Annotated in this window: 17 protein-coding genes; 6 read left to right on the top strand and 11 right to left on the bottom strand. The window is 57.1% G+C overall.

Features of this window, described 5'->3' with window-relative positions:
- Window positions 1-50: 50 nt before the first annotated feature.
- The 4 genes from galS to IM295_RS06030 all read right to left on the bottom strand — a co-directional run bounded on the left by galS (window position 51) and on the right by IM295_RS06030 (window position 4,324).
- Window positions 51-1,073 (bottom strand): HTH-type transcriptional regulator GalS, encoded by a 1,023-nt coding sequence (galS, locus tag IM295_RS06045; protein ID WP_048960194.1) that lies wholly within the window; start codon window positions 1,071-1,073, stop codon window positions 51-53.
- Window positions 1,074-1,228: 155 nt separating this feature from the next.
- Window positions 1,229-2,386, bottom strand: a complete 1,158-nt coding sequence (gene yeiB / locus IM295_RS06040) for a DUF418 domain-containing protein YeiB (protein ID WP_047367961.1) — start codon at window positions 2,384-2,386, stop codon at window positions 1,229-1,231.
- A gap of 18 nt (window positions 2,387-2,404) precedes the next feature.
- A complete protein-coding gene (folE, locus tag IM295_RS06035; protein ID WP_047363083.1) occupies window positions 2,405-3,073 on the bottom strand; it encodes a GTP cyclohydrolase I FolE in 669 nt (222 codons plus the stop codon).
- Between the two features lie 102 nt (window positions 3,074-3,175).
- A complete protein-coding gene (locus IM295_RS06030; protein WP_193066390.1) occupies window positions 3,176-4,324 on the bottom strand; it encodes a YbfB/YjiJ family MFS transporter in 1,149 nt (382 codons plus the stop codon).
- Window positions 4,325-4,462: 138 nt separating this feature from the next.
- Between IM295_RS06030 and fghA the strand changes: the two genes are divergently transcribed.
- Entirely contained in the window at window positions 4,463-5,290 is an 828-nt protein-coding gene (gene fghA / locus IM295_RS06025) for an S-formylglutathione hydrolase (RefSeq protein ID WP_059357049.1), read from the top strand.
- A gap of 268 nt (window positions 5,291-5,558) precedes the next feature.
- The gene (locus tag IM295_RS06020; protein ID WP_028013864.1) at window positions 5,559-7,544 is read left to right on the top strand and encodes a ligand-gated channel protein; all 1,986 of its coding nucleotides are present in this window, start codon (window positions 5,559-5,561) and stop codon (window positions 7,542-7,544) included.
- 54 nt (window positions 7,545-7,598) lie between these two features.
- On the opposite strand, the gene IM295_RS06015 is transcribed toward IM295_RS06020, so the two are convergent.
- Window positions 7,599-9,068, bottom strand: coding sequence for an amino acid permease (locus tag IM295_RS06015; protein ID WP_028013865.1), 1,470 nt, complete (start codon window positions 9,066-9,068; stop codon window positions 7,599-7,601).
- 158 nt (window positions 9,069-9,226) lie between these two features.
- Window positions 9,227-10,093, bottom strand: a complete 867-nt coding sequence (gene yieE, locus IM295_RS06010) for a DNA-binding transcriptional regulator YeiE (protein WP_045629869.1) — start codon at window positions 10,091-10,093, stop codon at window positions 9,227-9,229.
- A 97-nt stretch (window positions 10,094-10,190) separates the two neighbouring features.
- Here yieE and IM295_RS06005 point away from each other — a divergent pair, with 97 nt between their 5' ends.
- The gene (locus IM295_RS06005) at window positions 10,191-11,237 is read left to right on the top strand and encodes a YeiH family protein (protein ID WP_028013867.1); all 1,047 of its coding nucleotides are present in this window, start codon (window positions 10,191-10,193) and stop codon (window positions 11,235-11,237) included.
- A gap of 64 nt (window positions 11,238-11,301) precedes the next feature.
- Entirely contained in the window at window positions 11,302-12,159 is an 858-nt protein-coding gene (gene nfo / locus IM295_RS06000) for a deoxyribonuclease IV (protein ID WP_049137308.1), read from the top strand.
- A 46-nt stretch (window positions 12,160-12,205) separates the two neighbouring features.
- Here the strand turns inward: nfo and fruA are convergent, their stop codons facing one another.
- Genes fruA through fruB form a run of 3 tightly spaced genes read right to left on the bottom strand, consistent with a single transcriptional unit; the run spans window position 12,206 to window position 15,976 of the window.
- Entirely contained in the window at window positions 12,206-13,891 is a 1,686-nt protein-coding gene (gene fruA / locus IM295_RS05995; RefSeq protein WP_193066389.1) for a PTS fructose transporter subunit IIBC, read from the bottom strand.
- A gap of 16 nt (window positions 13,892-13,907) precedes the next feature.
- The gene (gene fruK, locus IM295_RS05990; protein ID WP_010433510.1) at window positions 13,908-14,846 is read right to left on the bottom strand and encodes a 1-phosphofructokinase; all 939 of its coding nucleotides are present in this window, start codon (window positions 14,844-14,846) and stop codon (window positions 13,908-13,910) included.
- Window positions 14,846-15,976, bottom strand: a complete 1,131-nt coding sequence (fruB, locus tag IM295_RS05985; RefSeq protein WP_028013870.1) for a fused PTS fructose transporter subunit IIA/HPr protein — start codon at window positions 15,974-15,976, stop codon at window positions 14,846-14,848. The genes fruK and fruB overlap by 1 nt, the downstream gene beginning before the upstream one ends.
- A gap of 361 nt (window positions 15,977-16,337) precedes the next feature.
- Here fruB and setB point away from each other — a divergent pair, with 361 nt between their 5' ends.
- A complete protein-coding gene (gene setB, locus IM295_RS05980; RefSeq protein ID WP_045259727.1) occupies window positions 16,338-17,519 on the top strand; it encodes a sugar efflux transporter SetB in 1,182 nt (393 codons plus the stop codon).
- Here setB and IM295_RS05975 read toward each other — a convergent pair.
- Entirely contained in the window at window positions 17,516-17,770 is a 255-nt protein-coding gene (locus IM295_RS05975) for a YkgJ family cysteine cluster protein (protein WP_080328602.1), read from the bottom strand. The two genes, setB and IM295_RS05975, sit on opposite strands and share 4 nt — an antisense overlap.
- A 162-nt stretch (window positions 17,771-17,932) precedes the next feature.
- On the opposite strand from IM295_RS05975, the gene yeiP reads away from it, so the two are divergent.
- Window positions 17,933-18,505 (top strand): elongation factor P-like protein YeiP, encoded by a 573-nt coding sequence (gene yeiP, locus IM295_RS05970; protein WP_008500940.1) that lies wholly within the window; start codon window positions 17,933-17,935, stop codon window positions 18,503-18,505.
- Between the two features lie 45 nt (window positions 18,506-18,550).
- On the opposite strand, the gene uxuA is transcribed toward yeiP, so the two are convergent.
- A complete protein-coding gene (uxuA, locus tag IM295_RS05965; RefSeq protein ID WP_049000377.1) occupies window positions 18,551-19,741 on the bottom strand; it encodes a mannonate dehydratase in 1,191 nt (396 codons plus the stop codon).
- Between the last annotated feature and the right edge of the window lie 90 nt (window positions 19,742-19,831).

Genomic DNA, 19,831 nt, shown 5'->3' with positions numbered 1-19,831 from the left:
ATACTGTGAATTTACTCACAGATTGAAAACGGTTACATCACCCGGTGTAATCAGTTAGTGATCGGAACCACAATTTGCCGGGCGGCGACGGAATGACGACGCACCAGCGTCGGCATGAAGCAGTGAGTTGCCCCTGGATCCAGCAGCCCAGCCGCTCCCTGTAGCGCCAGCTCGGTCGCCAGTTTTGCCATAGAAGCAATGGGATAGCGCACCGTAGTCAGCTGCGGGTCGGTGTAACGGGCAATCGGAATATCATCGAAACCAATCAATGACAAATGCTGTGGCACCGCAATGCCGTTATCCTTCAGCGCAGTCAGCGCGCCTGCCGCCATGCTGTCGTTATAGGCAAACACCGCAGAAAGCTGCAGATTACGGCCCAGCAGTTCCACCATTGCCGCCTCACCGCCCTGCATATCCGGCGTGCCGGTGCCAATCCAGCTTTCTGATGGCGTAATACCGTGCTCTTTCAGGGCGTTTTGCCACCCCTCACGCCGCAGCTCGTCATCTTCAATGTGATGGCTGGATGCCAGATAGCCGATCCGCTGATGGCCGTTATTGATGAGCATTTTGGTGGCCATCATGGCGCCGCTGACGTTATCCAGCCCGACACAGCGGTGGGCATAGCCCGGGACGATGCGGTTGATTAACACCATGCCCGGGATCTGCTCCATAAACCCGACCAGCTCTTCATCGCTTAAGGCTTTTGAGTGAACAATCAGGGCGTTGCAGCGCTGGCGGATCAGCACTTCAATGGCATAACGCTCCTTTTCCGCCTCGTGATAGCTGTTGCCAATCAGCACGTATTTCTGATGCTGCTGGGCGACCACATCGACCGCTTTCACCAGCGCACCGAAAAAGGCGTCCGAGACATCCATTACCACCACGCCGATGGTATCGCTGACCTGTGTTGCCAGCGCCTGTGCGTTGGCATTTGGCCGGTACCCGAGCTGGGTCACGGCTTTCATTACGGTTTCACGGGTTTCAGGGCTGACCAGCGCGCTGTTATTCAGCACGCGGGAAACGGTAGCCACAGAAACGCCCGCCAGACGGGCGACGTCACGAATGGTGATCATATTCACCATCCTTCAAAGAATTGCAGCAACTCACAGACACCCCCTGTGTTTAGCAAGGTGGCTATTTTGGCAGCGAGAGAAAGGGGACTACGTGAAGAAGCTCACACTCATGAAAACGCTTACATCCGTTTTGTTAATGATTGTGATCCAGATCGTTATCTGGATGTATTACTCAATGATACCCCCGAAGCATGTGCGGTTAACTGACGCCACACCCACTCCAGCGGTCCCTGGCGGAAATAACGCAGCCAGATGACAGAAAACGCCAGGTTTACTATCCAGACCGGAATAACAAACGCCAGTAGTCCGAGGCGGTCGAATTTCATAAACAGGCCAAAGCGATAGAAAAGCGTGGTGCAGATCAGCGTCTGCAGGAGGTAATTGCTTAACGCCATCCGCCCAACGCAGGCTACGGCGCTGACGATCCACAGGCGAGAAAGCTGCGGCCAGAAACCATAGATCAGCGCCGCATAGCCGATGGTCTGGAACGGCGAGCTCAATTCACGCGGCGCCTGCAGCAGGAACGCGCACCAGCGGTAATCCCAGTGAAGGTGCCACTGCGCCATCACCGCCGGAAGGTTAATCAGCACGCCCAGCAGGACCAGCCCCGCGCCGGTGCGGCGGTAGTGACGCAGGCTGAATTCCCCTTTCAGCCAGCCGGTGCGCATCAGTGACGCGCCCATCAGCATCATGCCCGCCAGCTGCCAGCCGTATTGCGCCCCCAGGGCAAGCAGATTGTCGCCCAGCATATCCGCACGGTTGCTTATCGCTTCCGTACCGCCCTTCAGCTTCCAGTACTGCTCGTACTGGAGGTTAGCGGCGTCCGGGATCCAGGAACGGTTTGTCGCGTCACCGGAGATCAGCCCCAGCAAAAGCAGGACGCCGAGCCCCATGAGATAGAGCATCACGCCGGTGTTAAACAGGCTTTTCACGCTGTGCGCGTCGCGAATCAGCCGCCAGCAGATTAGCCCGACTAACCCATAAGCGAGAAGAATATCACCATCCCAGAAGAACAGGCCGTGGATAAAGCCGAGAATTGCCAGTAGCGTTAAGCGCGACTGGATCCAGCGCGTGCCGCGTTTGAGCAGAAGCTGCAGGCCCGCGCCGAACAGCAGCGCAAACAGCGTGAGGAATTTAACCTGGGCAAACAGGTCGAGGATCGCCCACGTCCAGGCATCACTGCGGGTGATGTCGCCGTACCAGGCGGGATTGAGGTAAGCGGCCTTCGGCAGACCGAAGGCGCTGATATTCAGCAGCAGGATACCCAGAATGGCGACGCCGCGAACAAAATCGAGCGTGACGTTTCGCTCCATGGTCCCTGCCCTGTCTGATTAGTTGTGGTGACGCACGGCGCGCAGGAACTCCTGACGGGTGTTCTGGCTCGATTTAAACAGGCCGCCCAGCGAGGTGGTGGTGGTCGCACTGGTCGCATCACGCACGCCGCGCGCTTTCACGCAGTAGTGCACCGCATCAATAGAGACCGCCACGTTATTGGTACCCAGCAGCGTTTGCAGCGCGATCAGGATCTGCTGCGTCAGACGCTCCTGCACCTGGGGGCGCTGCGCGAAGAACTGCACGATACGGTTGATCTTCGACAGGCCAATCACCGTGTCTTTCGGGATATACGCCACGGTCGCTTTACCGTCGATGGTCACGAAATGGTGCTCGCAGGTGCTGGTCAGCGTAATATCTCGAACCGTCACCATCTCATCCACCTTCATCTTGTTTTCGATGACGGTAATTTTCGGGAAGTTGGCGTAATCCAGTCCGGAGAAAATTTCGTCAACGTACATTTTCGCGATACGCTTGGGCGTCTCCATCAGGCTGTCATCGCTCAGATCGAGATTCAGCAGTTGCATGATCTCGGTCATATGCCCGGAAATCAATCTTTTACGGGTTTCATTGTCCATATCCTGAACGGGCGGACGCAGTGGCGTTTCAAGACCGCGCGCGAGCAGGGCTTCGTGGACCAGGGCAGCTTCTTTACTGAGTGATGACATTTTGTTCTCCTGCAGGTGTGGCGTCTTTCGCCCTCGTTGTGGCAAAAGTATGCGCTCATTGTGCGTGAGGCGACGCACATAATCCAGTATTCACGACGATAATTATTGCAATTGATGTTGCCTTTCAGCGTGGCGATTCCAGACCAGGGCACCCGCGACAAACAGCGCAACGCCAGCCAGCCCCAGCGCAGGCTCCAGCCGGTGGGTTAGCCAGGTTGATAACGCCGAGGTCACCGGCCCCACCAATTGCCCGATGGCATACCCGGTGGTGAGCAGCCCCGCCATATAGCGCGTGTGGTTCGGTGCCAGTTCGCGGCCGTATAAAAGAGAGAGCTGCACCGCGCAGAGGAACCCGCCGCCGACCAGCAGCCCGCCCGTCAGCAAGCCGCCAATGCCCGGCAGCAGCCAGGCCGCCAGCACGCCCGCCCCCTGTAACCACAGCACTATCGCCAGCCTGCGGTTAGCCGTTGAGGTGTGGCGCAAAAGAATGCTGAGCGCAATCCCCACCACGGCCGCGGCACCAAAAATCGGCCAGACAAACTGGGCAAACAGGCTGCCGGGAAAACGCACCGCCGCCATTTGCGAAAGGAAGGTCGCCGGAAGGATATAGCCAAATCCCGCCAGGCTGTAGCTCCAGACCAGGCGCTTGAGATCCGTCGTCAGCAACAGCGGCTCTGGCGCGCTGCCGGGTCGATGAAGCTGTCCGGAACGCGGCAGATAGCGCGCCACCAGCGCGACCAATACCAGCGCCAGCACGCCGTAGATTTGCCACGCCGCACCGGCCGAAAGGGATTTAGCCTGAATATAGACCGCGAGCAGGCCGCTCAGGGCGATGCCCGCGCCAGGACCGGCAAACACGGCAGCGCTGAGCCCCGGTTTACCCAACTGCCCCAGCCGCTCGTTGCTCCAGGCGGCAATCAGCACCATTGACCAGCCGCTCATGCAGCCAATCACAAAGCGCAGCAGGCCGTGCACAACGGCGTTATCCGCGGCGGCGGAGAGCAAGGTCAGCGCAACCGCACCGGTGATGCCAAGCCAGAGTCGCGTTTCAACAAAGCGGTGCGCCCGCATGGCATCCCATGCGCCCACCAGATAGCCCAGATAATTCATCGCCGCCACCAGACCTGCGCTGGTGAGCGTGAGTTGCCCGGCGGCAATCATCAGCGGCACCTGAGGCGTAAAGGCGAAGCGCCCTATCCCCATCGCCACCACCAGAACGACAAACCCACTAAGCGCAATACGCAGCGCCATGACAGCTCCAATTGTTAAAAAAAAGTAAATTTATGATGCAGCATCTCGCCGTTCCGCGAAAGTGAAAGTTGCTCACAGGTAAATGAAAACGCTGTATTATGGCTCTAATGAATAGCTATTCTCATTAAGGAGCCCTGCATGGAACTGCTCGAAGAGCACCGTTGTTTTGAAGGTCGACAGCAGCGCTGGCGGCACGACTCCACCACGCTGAACTGCGCCATGACGTTCAGCATTTTCCTGCCCCCGACGGAAAATCCGCCGGTTCTGTTCTGGCTTTCAGGCCTGACGTGTAATGACGAAAACTTCACCACCAAAGCGGGCGCGCAGCGTATTGCGGCCGAGCTGGGCATTGCGCTGGTGATGCCCGACACCAGCCCGCGCGGCGATGATGTGGCGGACGATGCCGGGTACGACCTGGGCAAAGGTGCCGGATTTTATCTCAACGCCACCGAGCAGCCGTGGGCGAGCCATTACCGCATGTATGACTACATTCGCGACGAGCTGCCAGCGCTGATTAAGGCCGAATTTACGGTGAGCGACCGCTGCGCCATCAGCGGGCACTCCATGGGCGGGCACGGGGCGTTAATCATGGCGCTGAAAAACCCGGGGAAATACACCAGCGTCTCTGCGTTCGCGCCGATTGTGAACCCAACGCAGGTGCCGTGGGGACAAAAAGCTTTCACAAACTATCTGGGTAAAGATGAAGAGAAATGGCAGGAATGGGATAGCTGCGCGCTGATGCTGGCAAGCCGGCCGGAAGATGCGATTCCGATGCTTATCGACCAGGGTGATGCGGATCAGTTTCTCGCCGGACAGTTACAGCCTGCTGTTCTGGCTGAAGCGGCGCGCCAGAAGGACTGGCCGCTGACGCTGCGCATTCAGGCGGGATACGATCACAGCTATTACTTTATGGCGTCCTTTATTGAAGATCATCTCCGCTTCCATGCGGAACATCTGTTCAGGTAAGTTCAGCCTTTTTGCCCGGTAGCCTCCTGCATACCGGGCCTTTCCCCTCCCCCTCATTTACATAGTTCTATCTGCTTGAATCCAGGCTGGTTTCCTTCCCTCCCCCTCAAACACAAATGATTTCAATTATCATTTGTGTTTACAATTCTACATTCTTTTGTACAATTCCAGGCTCTTCTCCATCTTAAAGAGTTCTTAAAAGACAAAAACATACAGTTCTCAGGGTTATCCCGATGGAGTTTTATTCATTTTTATACGGAATGTACAAATGACAATACCCCGCATTAAGCTCCTGGCCGTCGCCGTTGGCGCTGCCACATTCACCCCTCTCGTTCACGCAGCCGATCAGGACACCGTTGTCGTCACCGCGACGGGTTTTGAACAAAAGATCCAGAATGCCCCCGCCTCCATCTCTGTTATTTCGAAACAGCAGATTGAAGATAAAGCCTACCGTGATGTTACCGATGCCCTGAGAGACGTCCCGGGCGTGGTCGTCACCGGCGGCGGGAGTAGCAGTGATATCAGCATTCGCGGCATGGCATCTCAGTACACCTTGTTCCTCGTGAACGGCAAACGCGTCAGTACGCGAAGCACCCGCCCAAACAGCGACAACTCGGGTATTGAACAAGGCTGGCTGCCGCCGCTGGAGTCCATTGAGCGCATTGAGGTTATCCGCGGCCCGATGTCCTCACTTTACGGCTCCGATGCGATGGGTGGCGTCATCAACGTCATTACCAAAAAAGTCTCAAACACTAAAGCCTGGACCGGTTCGTTGCACGGCGATGCAACCTTCCAGGAAAACCATGATTCCGGCGATATCTTCCAGACCAACGCCTACGCTTCTGGTCCTCTGATTGACGGTCTGCTTGGCGCAAAAGTGACGGGGCTGTTGTCACGCCGCGCCGAAGATAAAATCGTGAACGGGTATAACGAGCAGAAAATGCGTAACGGTGGCATTACCCTGAACTTCACCCCGGATGAGAAGAACGATTTCGATCTTGATTTTGCTCGCGAGCTTCAGGACAGAAACAGCACGCCAGGGATGTCGAAAGCGGCTGAAACCTGCCGGGGAACGACCTGTAAGCCAAATACTAAAAGCGACTCACGCTATGAGCACACAACTTACTCCTTAACCCACAGCGGGTATTACGACGACTTCAATACCACCAGCTATATCCAGCAGGAAGAGACCAATAATCCAGGTCGCAAAATGCGCTCGTATAACACCACCTTCAACAACCAGAACCAGATTTTCCTCGGCGATCATACGTTGACCCTCGGCGGGCAGTATCGGTATGAGAAACTGCGCGACGAGGGCAATCAGCTGGAAGCTGCGGACGGCCTGAACAAACTGACGCGCTGGAGCTGGGCCCTGTTTGCCGAAGATGAATGGTCAATGACGGAAAGCTTTACATTGACCGGCGGCCTGCGTATGGACAAAGACCAAAACTACGGGACGAACTGGACGCCGCGCGGTTACGGCGTATGGCACCTGGCCGATCACTGGACGTTGAAAGGCGGGGTTTCGGCTGGCTATCGTGCGCCGGATCTGCGGCAGTCGTCTGCCAGTTGGGGCCAGGTAACGGGTGGCGGCCGTCTTGACGGTATCATCGTTGGCAACCCGGATCTGAAACCAGAGAAGAGCCTGAGCGAAGAGCTCGCCCTGCTCTGGGATAACAACGATAACCTGAATGCCGGCGTGACGCTGTTTAATACCGACTTCAAGGACAAGATTACGGAAGTTCGCCGCTGTAACAGCAGCGCCGATCCCGCCTGTACGATTGGCGATCACAGCTATGATTTCGTGAGCGACCGCGTTAACGTGGACAAAGCCAACATGCGCGGCGTGGAGTCCTCCTTCGGCTGGAAAATCTCGCGCGATGTAAACTGGACCGCAAACTATACCTATACCGAATCTGAGCAGAAGAGCGGTCAGTTCTCAGGCAAGCCGCTGAACAAGATGCCGAAGCACATGTTCAACACCACCCTGGACTGGCAGGCGACGCCCGACGTAGGTTTCTGGAGCCGTCTGAACCTTCGCGGTAAAACGTCTGAGTACCTGAGCCGCACGTCAATGTCCCAGGGCACACCGTCCTACACTCAGGTTGATGTCGGTCTGCGCTACAACGCGAACAAAAACCTGCTGGTTACCGCCGGTGTGTATAACGTGCTGGATAAGCAGATTGACTACGACACGTATGACACCGTGCTGGACGGGCGTCGCTATACGGTTGGCATGACCTACAGCTTCTGATCTGCCCATAAAAAAGCCCGCTCGGTTGAGCGGGCTGAAAGAGAGGAAGCGCGGTTATTGTTTAAATCGTTCCGGGAAATCCATTTCACTGTAGCGAACGAAGCGGGTTCCTTTCGTCAGTTTGTAGCCAAACCAGATGATCAGGAACAGCGGAATACCAATGTAGGTCGCCGTGACGGCACCCCAGTCAATGGTGTCCGCAAGGAAGGCCTCATAGTTCTGACCCAGAGTAATGATCAGGCACAGAACGAAGGCGAAAATCGGCCCCAGCGGGAAGAACCCTGAACGGTACGGCAGGTTATTCAGGTCATGACCCTGCATGACGTAGCCGCGACGGAAACGGTAGTGGCTGATGGCAATGCCCAGCCAGGCGATAAAGCCCGTCATCCCGGAGGTGTTAAGCAGCCACAGGTACACCGTCTGGTTGCCGAACATGGAGGTCAGGAAGCACAGGCCGGCAATCACCGTGGTGGCATACAGCGCGTTGCGCGGTACGCCGCCGCGGGACAGTTTCGAGAAAATGCGCGGCGCTTTACCGTCGCAGGCCAGGGTATAAAGCATACGGGTGGAGGCGTACATGCCGGAGTTACCCGCCGACAGCACCGCCGTCAGGATCACCGCATTCATTACCGCCGCCGCTGAGAGCAGGCCCGCGTGCTGGAAGACCAGGGTGAACGGGCTGACGCTGATGTCTTTCACGTCGTTACGCAGCAGGCTTGGATCGGTATACGGAATGATCAGGCTGATAATCAAAATAGCGAATACGTAGAACAGCAGGATACGCCAGAACACCTGACGCACCGCGCGCGGAATGTTCTTCTCCGGGTTTTCGGATTCACCGGCCGCGATACCAATCAGCTCCGTTCCCTGGAAGGAGAAGCCGACAATCATCGCCACGCCAATCATCGCCGAGAAGCCCCCGGCAAACGGCGCATCGCCGATGGTCCAGTTACTCCAGCCCGCAGGTTCAGCCCCTTTGAAAATACCCACGATCATCGCCACGCCGACGACGATAAAGATGATGACGGTTGCCACTTTGATCAAAGAGAACCAGTATTCCGCTTCGCCAAAGCCGCGCACGGAGATGTAGTTCAGCAGGAAGATGACGGCGAGGAACAGGGCGCTCCAGATCCAGCCCGGCGTGTCCGGGAACCACCAGGTCATCACCAGCTGCGCGGCGACGAGGTCCACGGCGATGGTGACGGCCCAGTTGTACCAGTAGTTCCAGCCCAGCGCGAAGCCGAAGCCTTCCTCAACGTATTTTTGTCCGTAGGTCGAAAACGAACCTGACACCGGCATGTATGCCGCCAGTTCGCCCAGGCTGGTCATCAGGAAATAAACCATCAGGCCAATCAGGATATAAGAGAATAATGCCCCACCCGGGCCGGCTGCCGAAATCGTTGCGCCAGAGGCAACGAAAAGACCTGTACCGATTGAGCCGCCAATGGCGATCATCGTCAGGTGACGCGCCTTGAGTTCACGACGTAGCGTGGGCGCTTCTGTGGTTTTAGTTTCTGAAACCATGTGAAAATGCTGTCCATTTAATAAATGAGGCGCGATTGTAGCAGACGATCTGCGTTCCTTCCGGCAGAAATACCCTGTTATAAGAGAGCTTCATGACGCGTCCAGGATTATAAGTAACGCATTATTTTTCCCTCTCCCCTTTGGGGTGAGGGGCGCTTTTACATCTCGCAGTAGCGCAGAAAACGCTGCAGCGAACTCGACAGGTGTTTCTGACGATGGTGGATGCACCACAGCGTGCGCACCAGTTTTGGCAGCGGAACGGGGATTTCCACCAGCGATCCGGTCTCCAGCTGTTCGGCAATCACCCGCCGGGAAAGACAGCTGATGCCCAGGCCATGACGCACCGCGTGCTTAATCGCCTCTGAGTTTCCCAGCTCCATTCCCAGCTGGAAATGCGGCAGATGCGACAGCAGCAGGTAGTCGACAATCTCGCGCGTGCCGGAACCCTGCTCGCGGAGGATCCACTGCGCCTGCGCCAGCCGCTCCAGCGTCACCTCGCCCTGCAATAACGACGAGGCCGGAGACGCAAACACCACCAGCTCATCCTCCAGCCAGGGCTCGGCAATGATATCGACGTTGTGGCAAGGACCTTCGATAAGTCCGATATCCACGCGGAAATCAATCACCGCGTTGATCACGTCCTGGCTGTTACCCACGCTCATCTCCAGCGGCAGGGTCGGGAAATCCCGGCGGTAGCGGGCAATCACTTCCGGCAGGATGTAGTTGCCGATGGTGCTGCTGGCAAATACGCGGATCGCGCCGTTGTCCTCGCGGAACAGTTGCTCGATTTCAATAGCCTGCTCCAGCAGCGCCAGCGCGCGCGGGTAAAGCAGGCGGCCATGTTCGTTGACCACCAGTCGCTTCCCTACCCTGTCAAACAGCTGGACGCCCAGCTGGCCTTCGAGATCGGTCAACGCCGCGCTGACGGCAGACTGCGAGAGCGCCAGCATTTGTGACGCCTGGGTCGTCGAGCCGCTTTTCAGCACCTCGGCAAACACTTCCAGCTGACGCAATGTAATGTGCATGGTTGCTTACCACTTATAAAGATTGATTATAAATATATAATCAATTTTATTTTTAAGCCAGCGCGCCGTAACCTTTAGCCAGACAAAGGAGAAGGTTATGTCAGAAATCACCTTACAACATCATCGTACAGTGTGGCACTTCGTGCCCGGCCTTGCGCTCAGCGCCGTCGTCACCGGCGTGGCCTTATGGGGCGGCAGTATTCCGGCAGTGGCTGGTGCAGGGTTCAGCGCGTTAACGCTGGCCATTTTGCTCGGCATGGTGGTCGGGAACACCGTTTACCCCCACATCTGGAAATCCTGCGACGGCGGCGTGATTTTCGCCAAGCAGCATTTATTACGTCTCGGGATTATCCTTTACGGCTTCCGTCTCACCTTTTCGCAGATTGCGGACGTGGGCGTCAGCGGGATTGCCATTGACGTCCTGACGCTGACCAGCACCTTTTTACTGGCGTGCTTTATCGGTCAGAAAGTGTTTGGCCTGGATAAGCAAACCAGCTGGTTAATCGGCGCAGGCAGCAGCATCTGCGGCGCGGCGGCAGTGCTGGCAACAGAACCCGTCGTTAAAGCCGAAGCCAGTAAAGTGACGGTGGCGGTCGCGACGGTGGTTATCTTCGGTACGCTGGCAATCTTCCTGTATCCGGCCATGTACCCGCTGGTGGCGCACTGGTTTAGCCCGGAAACCTACGGCATCTATATTGGCTCAACCATGCACGAAGTGGCGCAGGTGGTGGCGGCAGGTCACGCCATTAACCCGGAAGCGGAAAACGCGGCGGTCATTGCCAAAATGCTGCGCGTGATGATGCTGGCCCCGTTCCTGATTTTCCTCGCGGCCCGTGTTAAACAGCTGGCACCGGCTGGCGGCAGCGAGAAGAGCAAAATCACCATTCCGTGGTTTGCGATCCTGTTCATTGTGGTCGCTATCTTTAACTCCTTCCACCTGCTGCCAAAAGCGGTAGTGGAGATGCTGGTGACGCTGGATACGGTGCTGCTGGCGATGGCGATGGCGGCGCTGGGGGTGACCACGCACGTCAGCGCGCTGAAAAAAGCCGGTGCGAAGCCGCTGCTGATGGCGCTGGTGCTCTTCATCTGGCTGATTGTCGGCGGCGGTGCGATTAACCTCGCCGTGCACAGCCTGATGGCATAAACCATCTCGTCCTTCTCCTGTTAACCCGCTATCATAAGCGTTTCGGGTTAACAGGAGTTTTTTTATGAAATACGTTGGAGCGCACGTCAGCGCTGCAGGTGGCCTGGCGAATGCCGCCATTCGCGCCGCCGAAATCGAGGCGACCGCTTTCGCCCTGTTCACCAAAAACCAGCGCCAGTGGCGCGCCGCGCCGCTCACCGCTGAGGTCATTGACGATTTCAAAGCCGCCTGTGAAAAATACCATTACGGGCCGGGCCAGATCCTTCCCCACGACAGCTATCTGATTAACCTCGGGCATCCGGTGCAGGAAGCGCTGGATAAGTCCCGCGAGGCGTTCCTTGATGAAGTGCAGCGCTGCGAACAGCTCGGGCTGACGCTGCTGAACTTCCATCCGGGTAGTCATCTGATGCAGATTGATGAAGATGCCTGTCTGGCGCGCATTGCCGAATCCATCAACATGACGCTGGATAAGACCAAAGGCGTCACCGCAGTGATTGAAAACACGGCCGGTCAGGGCAGCAACCTCGGCTTTAGGTTTGAACATCTGGCGGCAATCATTGACGGCGTGGAAGATAAGTCTCGCGTGGGCGTGTGCATTGATACCTGCCACGCGTTTGCCGCCGGGTATGACCTGCGCACAACCGAGGCAACGAAAAACACGTTTGATGAGTTTGAGCGAATTGTCGGCTTTAAGTATCTGCGCGGCATGCACCTGAACGATGCGAAAAGCGCGTTCGGCAGCCGCGTTGACCGCCACCACAGCCTGGGAGAAGGCAATATCGGTCACGATGCCTTCCGCTTTATTATGCAGGACGCCCGCTTCGACGGTATTCCGATGGTACTGGAAACCATCAATCCGGATATCTGGGCGGAGGAGATTGCCTGGCTGAAGGCACAGCAAACCGCAGAACAGGCGGCATAAAAAAAGCCGGGTTGCATTAGCACCCGGCTTTTTTATTGCTTACTGCTTACGCTGCTTTTGCCGCAACTTCCGCTTCCGGACGTTTCAGCACCGCGTAAGACAGGCCTGCCACCAGCGTACCGGCAATAATCGCCAGCAGATAACCCAGTACCGGGGTGATGGCGCCAGGGATCAGCAGGACGAACAGACCGCCGTGCGGCGCCATCAGCTTCGCGCCAATCGCCATGGAGATGGCGCCCGTTACCGCGCCGCCGACGATGCAGCACGGCAGAACACGCATTGGGTCACGCGCCGCGAACGGAATCGCACCTTCGGTGATGAAGCACAGGCCCAGCACCAGCGCCGCTTTACCGCCTTCCTGTTGCGCTTTGTCGAACTTACGACGGGCAATAATCGTCGCCAGGCCAAGCGCCAGCGGTGGCACCATACCGGCCGCCATGATCGCCGCCATCGGCGCGTAAGTCTGGGTACTCAGCAGGCCAACGCCAAAGGCGTATGCCGCTTTGTTCACCGGGCCACCCATGTCGGTACACATCATGCCGCCGAGGATTGCGCCCAGCAGCACCGCGTTCGCCGTGCCCATGGTTTGCAGCCAGTGGGTCAGGCCCGCCAGGATACCCGCAACCGGCTTACCAATCAGGTAGATCATCGCCAGACCGACCACCAGGCTGGAGATGAGCGGAATGATCAGGATTGGCTTCAGCGCCTCCATACTCTGCGGCAGCTTCAGCTTCGAGCTAATTAGCTTCGCGACGTAACCCGCGAGGAAACCGGCGATGATACCGCCGATAAAGCCGGAGCCGGTGCTCACTGCCAGCATACCGCCGATAAGACCCGGGGTCAGACCCGGACGGTCAGCGATGGAGAAGGCGATAAAGCCCGCCAGCACCGGCACCATCAGCGCGAACGCTGAACCGCCGCCGATCTGCATCAGCGCAGCCGCAAGCGTCCCTTCTTCTTTAAATGCCGTAATACCAAACGCGAACGACAGTGCGATACACAGGCCGCCCGCAACCACCATCGGCAGCATGTAGGACACGCCGGTCAGCAGGTGACGGTATGCGCCCGCAGACTCTTTTTTACCTTCGGTCGGCGTTTTTGCTGCGCCGGTGGCCTGATACGGTTTGGCTTCTGCCAGGGCCTTATCAAACTCCTGCGCGGTCTTTTTCAGCGCCAGGCCGGTAGAAGTGCGGTACATCGGTTTGCCGGCAAATTTCGCCAGATCCACTTCGATATCTGCCGCCACAATCACCAGATCGGCCTCAGCGACCTCTTCCGGCGTAATGGCATTGCCCGCCCCTACGGAGCCACGGGTTTCAACCTTCACCCACCAGCCGCGTTTTTTCGCTTCGGTTTCAATGGCTTCAGCCGCCATAAAGGTGTGCGCCACGCCCGTCGGGCAGGCCGTGACCGCGACAACACGTTTCGGACCCGAGGCCGCAGCCGGAGCCGCTGCGACAGGCGCGCTGTAGACGGTCGCGTGACCTTTCGCTTCGCTCAGGAACAGTTCCGGGTGTGCCACCGCGCGATTAATATCGCCCAGCCACACTTTTTTGCCGTTCAGCGCGCTGTCAGCGGGAATTTTATCGCCCAGGACAATCGCCAGTTCGGCATCGCCTGGGTTATCAATGATGTCCAGGTGTGCTTTTTGTGCCGCCGCGCCCAGCAGGGTCTTCGCCATGTAGGCGCGAGCCTGTCCGAGACCGGAGTCAATGATCAGCAGCGTTTTCATTATTCCTCTCCTGCTGTTAGTTAAAAGGTTTTAAGTCAACGCGCGCCATCATCGCGGCTAACTGGGTACGATCGGTAATACCGACATTGCTCTGGCTCACGGCCAGGGCTGCAACGGCGGTGGCAAGACGTAACGTATGTTCACTGGATTCACGCATCAGCAGGCCGTAAATCAGGCCGCCAACCATAGAATCCCCTGCGCCAACGGTGCTCACCACTTCCATTGACGGCGGTTTGGCAATCCATTCACCTGAAGCGTTAACCCACAACGCCCCTTCTGCACCCAGCGAGATCACCACGTGAGCAATACCCTGCTCGCGCAGCGCATGGGCGGCCTCAATTACATCTTTTAATTCCGGCAGCTTGCGTCCTGCCCAGATCTCCAGCTCGCGGCGGTTTGGCTTCACCAGCCACGGAGAGGCTTTCAGACCCGCCACCAGCGCATCGCGGCTGCTGTCGAAGATAATGCACGGGCACTGGCTGCGCAGACGCGTCATCCAGTCGGTAAACGCTTCCGGGCTGACGCCGGACGGCAGGCTGCCGCTGACGCACACCATGTCGAACTGGCCCAGCCAGGTCAGGGAGTCGGTCACAAAGCGCTCCCAGTCAGCTGGCGTCACTTCGAAACCGGAGAAGTTAAGATCGGTCACTTCGCCGTCTTTTTCCGTCAGCTTAACGTTGATGCGGGTACGGCCCTGCACAACCTGGAAACGGTTGGCAATGCCCAGCTCGCTGAACAGCTGCTGGAAGCCATCCTGGTTATCTTTACCGAGGAATCCGCCTACGGTGACGTCGATACCGAGATCCTTGAGCACCTTCGCGACGTTAATCCCTTTGCCCGCAGCATGCAGGCCAGTGGTACGCACGAGATTAACTTCGCCGCGCTCAATTTCCGGGCAAAACCCCACCAGATCATAAGCCGGGTTCAGCGTAATAGTCGCAACACGTCTGCTCATTATGCGCCCTCCCCCAGACCTGCCGCGATGGCGTCGCCAATTGCTTTCAGCGCCTGTTCAGCATCTGCGCCCTGCGCGGTGAAGCGCAGGCGATGGCCTTTCTTCACGCCCAGCGCGACGACTTTCATCAGGCTGCGGCCGTTGGCCGGTTTGCCCGAACCATCCAGGTTGGTCACGGTAATCTCGCTTTCAAATTGTTTAATGGTGTTGACCAGCATGGTGCCCGGACGGGCATGCAGGCCGTGTTCGTTACGCACCACGAACTCGGCGTTCAGCACGTCGTCCGTTAGCGCGTCGTCGCTGGTCAGCAGCGCCAGCACGGTCGCCGCATCGGCGTTCAGCAGTTTTTCAGCTTTATTGTTCAGCAGCAGATCGCCCAGACGCTTCAGCACCGAAACCGGCTGCTCATCGTTCATCGCCACGGTCACCAGCATGGCTGCTGTCTCGCCCTCAACGTCGAACGCGGTGGCGGCGCGGCTCACTGCAATTGCGCTGCGCAGGTTGCCTTCAGCGCTGTCGTTCAGCCAGATGCCCTGGCCGAGATTCAGCGGTTTATCGTTAATCACGCGCGTCACAAAGGTGGCATCAGCGGCACCCGCTTCTTTCAGGCGACCCGCGTTCAGCGCCTGCAGCGTGACCAGGTCGGAGGCCACAACATCCAGCGTCAGCGTGTCGTTATCCAGCTTCAGCGCTTCACTCTGTTTTTCGCCCATCAGCAACGCCCGCAGCTCTTCAGCGGTTGTTGCAGACTTCAGCTGTTCCGCCACGGAGTCATCGCTCAGGACATGCGTCAGCTGACGCAGCAGGCCTAAGTGTTCGTCGCTGCTCGCTGCGATACCGATAGCAACATAAGCCACCTGGCCGTCGCCCCAGAGCACACCCTGCGGGAACTGATAGACCTTAACGCCGGTTTTCAATACCTGGTCGCGGGTGTCGGTTGTGCCGTGCGGAATGGCAATGCCATTGCCGAGGAAGGTGGAGGTCTGCTGCTCGCGCGCCAGCATACCGTTTACGTAGCCGTCCGCGACGTTACCCGCCTGCACAAGGGCAGCGGCAACCTGACGAATAGCCTCTTCTTTATCCCCGGCCTGAGCGCCCGGGTGAATATCCTGAACAGATAACTGGAACATGGTTCTCCTCTCCTGCTGAAAGTGAATCGTTTCAGCTTACATGAGAAAAAATGCGCTAGCCTGCTCCGTTTGTTAAAACAAGATAGCGCTGAAACGTTTCAAAAAGTCTTGCGCTTTCTGCAATGGCTTGCAAGAAATGTCGTATTTCCGATATCAGAATTTAGAGATACTGCACATTTCTTCTGCGTTTAGCTAAATTTTGCTGAACTTCAGCAAACCAGTTTCAGCTAAGTTCAGCCAGGTGGGGAGTAAGTTGAAATGCCATTTTGATTTTTCGTGGGGTAATTGACTTCACCCACTGTTTATTTTTTAACTGACGGCGTAAACTCCGCCCCTCTCTGTTACTCGCTAATTATAAAACATGCATAACACCCCTGCGGCCACCGCGCCGAAGCCCTTTGATTTGACGTCAACGGCGTTCCTTATTGTTGCCTTCTTCACGGGCATCGCCGGTGCGTTGCAAACCCCGACGCTGAGCCTGTTCCTGACCAACGAAGTTCACGCCCGTCCGGCGATGGTTGGCTTCTTTTTTACCGGAAGCGCCATCATCGGCATTCTCGTCAGCCAGTTTCTTGCCGGTCGTTCCGACCGCAAAGGCGATCGTAAAAGCCTGATCGTTTTCTGCTGTCTGCTGGGGGTGCTGGCCTGCGTCCTGTTTGCCTGGAACCGTAACTATTTCATTCTGCTGTTCATCGGCGTTTTTCTGAGCAGCTTTGGCTCAACCGCCAACCCGCAGCTGTTTGCCCTTGCCCGCGAACATGCCGACCATACCGGGCGGGAAGCGGTGATGTTCAGCTCGATATTGCGCGCTCAGGTGTCGCTGGCATGGGTAATTGGCCCGCCGCTGGCCTACGCGCTGGCGATGGGGTTTGGCTTTACGGTGATGTACCTGAGCGCGGCGGTCGCGTTTGTGGCGTGCGGCGCAATGGTATGGTTTTTTCTGCCGTCAATGCGCAAAGAGCCCAAAGTGGCAACGGGCGTGCTGGAAGCGCCGCGTCGTAACCGCCGCGATGCCCTGCTCCTGTTTGTTATCTGCACGCTGATGTGGGGCACCAACAGCCTGTATATCATTAACATGCCGCTGTTTATTATTGATGAGCTACACCTGCCGGAGAAGCTGGCAGGCATCATGATGGGCACCGCCGCGGGCCTGGAGATCCCGACCATGCTGATCGCAGGCTATTACGCGAAGCGTTTCGGGAAACGTTTTTTGATGCGCATCGCCGCCGTCGCCGGGCTGCTGTTCTACGTTGGCATGCTGACGGTCCATACGCCCGCCCTGCTTCTTGCTTTACAACTGCTGAACGCCGTGTATATCGGCATCCTGGCGGGGATTGGCATGCTCTACTTCCAGGATCTGATGCCGGGGCAGGCAGGTGCCGCCACCACCCTTTATACTAATACCACCCGCGTGGGCTGGATCATCGCGGGCTCGATGGCCGGTATCGTTGCCGAGATCTGGAACTACCACACGGTATTCTGGATTGCGCTGGTGATGTGTACGCTGACGATTGGCTGTCTGGCGAGGATCAAAGACGTTTAAGGCGCGGTGAGCGCTTCAAGCTCCAGCAGCCAAGTAATTGCCTGCGCGCGCGTGCTGCCGCACATTTCAGCTGATGGCTGAAGCCCGGAACAGACCTTCGGGCGCAGGGGAGACTCAAAGATCATACACAGGTTGGATTCAGAGAGCTGAACGCAGCGGGTATTGGCGGGCTTGCCTTCAGGCATGCCTGGAATGGGGCTTGAAATGGACGGAGCGGTACAGCACGCGCCGCAATCTGGACGACAATCCATACATGCTCTCTCGGTGGCGAACACCCGTACAGTCGGGCATCGGGCGCACAGTAACACCTTTTGCGTATTGATAGCAAAAGCCACGAATTCCACTTGCCTGAAAGGCCGCGCGCGAGTAATTTGGCGCGATATTTTTTACCTCCCGTAGACAGGATTACTGCAATGCCAAGAGCGAACGAAATTAAGAAAGGTATGGTACTGAATTACAACGGCAAATTGCTGATTGTGAAAGACATCGACATTCAGGCACCAAGCGCCCGTGGTGCAGCGACGCTGTACAAAATGCGTTTCGCCGATGTGCGTACCGGCCTGAAGGTGGAAGAACGTTTTAAAGGTGACGATATCGTTGATACCGTGACCCTGACCCGCCGCTACGTTGATTTCTCCTACATCGACGGCAACGAATACGTGTTCATGGATAAAGAAGATTACACCCCGTACATCTTCACCAAAGATCAGATCGAAGAAGAGCTGCTGTTCATTCCTGAAGGCGGTATGCCAGACATGCAGGTACTGACCTGGGACGGCGTGCTGCTGGCGCTTGAACTACCGCAGACCGTGGATCTGGAAATCGTTGAAACCGCGCCGGGCATTAAAGGCGCGTCAGCAAGTGCGCGCAACAAACCAGCGACCCTGACCACCGGTCTGGTTGTTCAGGTGCCGGAATATCTCTCCGCTGGCGAGAAGATCCGCATCCATATTGAAGAAAAACGCTATATGGGTCGTGCTGACTGATTATGGCATTTGTCGGGTGGCGGCTTCGCCACCCGACAATTCCGGTTACAAAAGCTCCGGATACTTCGTCATCTTCAGCGCCAGCTCGACCCCTCGCACTTCCGCCATCCCCTTCAGGCGGCCAATCGCCGAATAGCCCGGGTTGGTTTTCTTACGCAGATCGTCCAGCATCTGGTGTCCGTGATCCGGACGGAACGGAATAGGACGCACATCGCCCGCCTGCTTGCGACGCGCCTCTTCAGCCAGAATAGCGTCGACCACCGCCACCATATTCACATCACCGCCAAGGTGCGCGGCCTCATGGAAGGTCTTTGGATTCTCCTCCCGGCAGGTCGCACGCAGATGCGTAAAGTGAATGCGATCGCCAAAGGTTTCTATCATCCGTACCAGGTCGTTATCAGCGCGCACGCCGTAGGACCCGGTACACATGGTAAAGCCGTTGTGGATGCTGTCGACCGTCTCTTTCAGCCATTGCATATCTTCAATCGTAGACACGATACGCGGCAGGCCGAGGATAGGACGCGGCGGATCGTCCGGGTGTACCGCCAGACGCACGCCGGCTTCTTCCGCAACCGGAACGATAGCGCGCAGGAAATACGCCATGTTTTCACGCAGCTGCTGCTTATCAATATTGCCGTATTCCGCCAGACGCGCGCGGAACTGATCCAGCGTGTACCCCTCTTCCGCACCCGGCAGGCCAGCAATGATATTGCGGGTCAGCTTCTCAACGTCCGCTTCACTGGCGGCATTGAACCATTCAAGGGCCTGCTGCTGCTCTTCAGCGGTGTAATCTGCTTCGGCGCCCGGGCGTTTCAGAATGTGCAGCTCAAACGCCGCAAAGGCAATCTGGTCAAAACGCAGCGCTTTCGAGCCGTCCGGCATCTGATATTCCAGGTCGGTACGCGTCCAGTCCAGAATCGGCATGAAGTTATAGCAGACCGTATCAATGCCGCAGGCTGCCAGGTTGCGAATGCTCTGCTGATAGTTTGCAATCCAGGTCCGGTATTCCCCGGAATGGGTTTTGATATCTTCGTGAACCGGAATGCTTTCTACCACAGACCAGGTTAACCCCTTCTCCGCCAGCAGCGCCTGACGCTGTTGAATCTCCTCAACCGGCCATACCTGGCCGTTAGGAATGTGATGCAGCGCCGTGACGACACCCGTTGCGCCAGCCTGACGCACATCATCAAGAGAAACCGGATCGTTCGGCCCGTACCAACGCCAGGTTTGTTCCATTGCCTCATCCTCTCAAGTTGTTATACCAATATGGGTTACTGCAATGACGACTACCATACATGTTTGCCGTAAAGGGTCAACACGCCGCCA

Origin of the sequence: Enterobacter cloacae complex sp. P14RS (assembly GCF_014895895.1) — a bacterium.
Classification (GTDB): Bacteria; Pseudomonadota; Gammaproteobacteria; order Enterobacterales; family Enterobacteriaceae; genus Enterobacter; species Enterobacter bugandensis.
Note: the sequence above shows the minus strand (reverse complement) of the source record. Positions and strands in the feature narration are given on the sequence as shown.

What these genes read in the sequence shown, in the direction of transcription:
- yeiP (WP_008500940.1), top strand. Translation starts at nt 17,933, where the DNA reads ATGCCAAGAGCGAACGAAATTAAGAAAGGTATGGTACTGAATTACAAC.
- folE (WP_047363083.1), bottom strand. Translation starts at nt 3,073, where the DNA reads ATGTCATCACTCAGTAAAGAAGCTGCCCTGGTCCACGAAGCCCTGCTC.
- yeiB (WP_047367961.1), bottom strand. Translation starts at nt 2,386, where the DNA reads ATGGAGCGAAACGTCACGCTCGATTTTGTTCGCGGCGTCGCCATTCTG.
- yieE (WP_045629869.1), bottom strand. Translation starts at nt 10,093, where the DNA reads ATGCACATTACATTGCGTCAGCTGGAAGTGTTTGCCGAGGTGCTGAAA.
- IM295_RS06015 (WP_028013865.1), bottom strand. Translation starts at nt 9,068, where the DNA reads ATGGTTTCAGAAACTAAAACCACAGAAGCGCCCACGCTACGTCGTGAA.
- fruA (WP_193066389.1), bottom strand. Translation starts at nt 13,891, where the DNA reads ATGAAAACGCTGCTGATCATTGACTCCGGTCTCGGACAGGCTCGCGCC.
- IM295_RS06020 (WP_028013864.1), top strand. Translation starts at nt 5,559, where the DNA reads ATGACAATACCCCGCATTAAGCTCCTGGCCGTCGCCGTTGGCGCTGCC.
- fruB (WP_028013870.1), bottom strand. Translation starts at nt 15,976, where the DNA reads ATGTTCCAGTTATCTGTTCAGGATATTCACCCGGGCGCTCAGGCCGGG.
- IM295_RS06030 (WP_193066390.1), bottom strand. Translation starts at nt 4,324, where the DNA reads ATGGCGCTGCGTATTGCGCTTAGTGGGTTTGTCGTTCTGGTGGTGGCG.
- IM295_RS06005 (WP_028013867.1), top strand. Translation starts at nt 10,191, where the DNA reads ATGTCAGAAATCACCTTACAACATCATCGTACAGTGTGGCACTTCGTG.
- fruK (WP_010433510.1), bottom strand. Translation starts at nt 14,846, where the DNA reads ATGAGCAGACGTGTTGCGACTATTACGCTGAACCCGGCTTATGATCTG.
- uxuA (WP_049000377.1), bottom strand. Translation starts at nt 19,741, where the DNA reads ATGGAACAAACCTGGCGTTGGTACGGGCCGAACGATCCGGTTTCTCTT.
- nfo (WP_049137308.1), top strand. Translation starts at nt 11,302, where the DNA reads ATGAAATACGTTGGAGCGCACGTCAGCGCTGCAGGTGGCCTGGCGAAT.
- fghA (WP_059357049.1), top strand. Translation starts at nt 4,463, where the DNA reads ATGGAACTGCTCGAAGAGCACCGTTGTTTTGAAGGTCGACAGCAGCGC.
- galS (WP_048960194.1), bottom strand. Translation starts at nt 1,073, where the DNA reads ATGATCACCATTCGTGACGTCGCCCGTCTGGCGGGCGTTTCTGTGGCT.
- setB (WP_045259727.1), top strand. Translation starts at nt 16,338, where the DNA reads ATGCATAACACCCCTGCGGCCACCGCGCCGAAGCCCTTTGATTTGACG.
- IM295_RS05975 (WP_080328602.1), bottom strand. Translation starts at nt 17,770, where the DNA reads ATGGATTGTCGTCCAGATTGCGGCGCGTGCTGTACCGCTCCGTCCATT.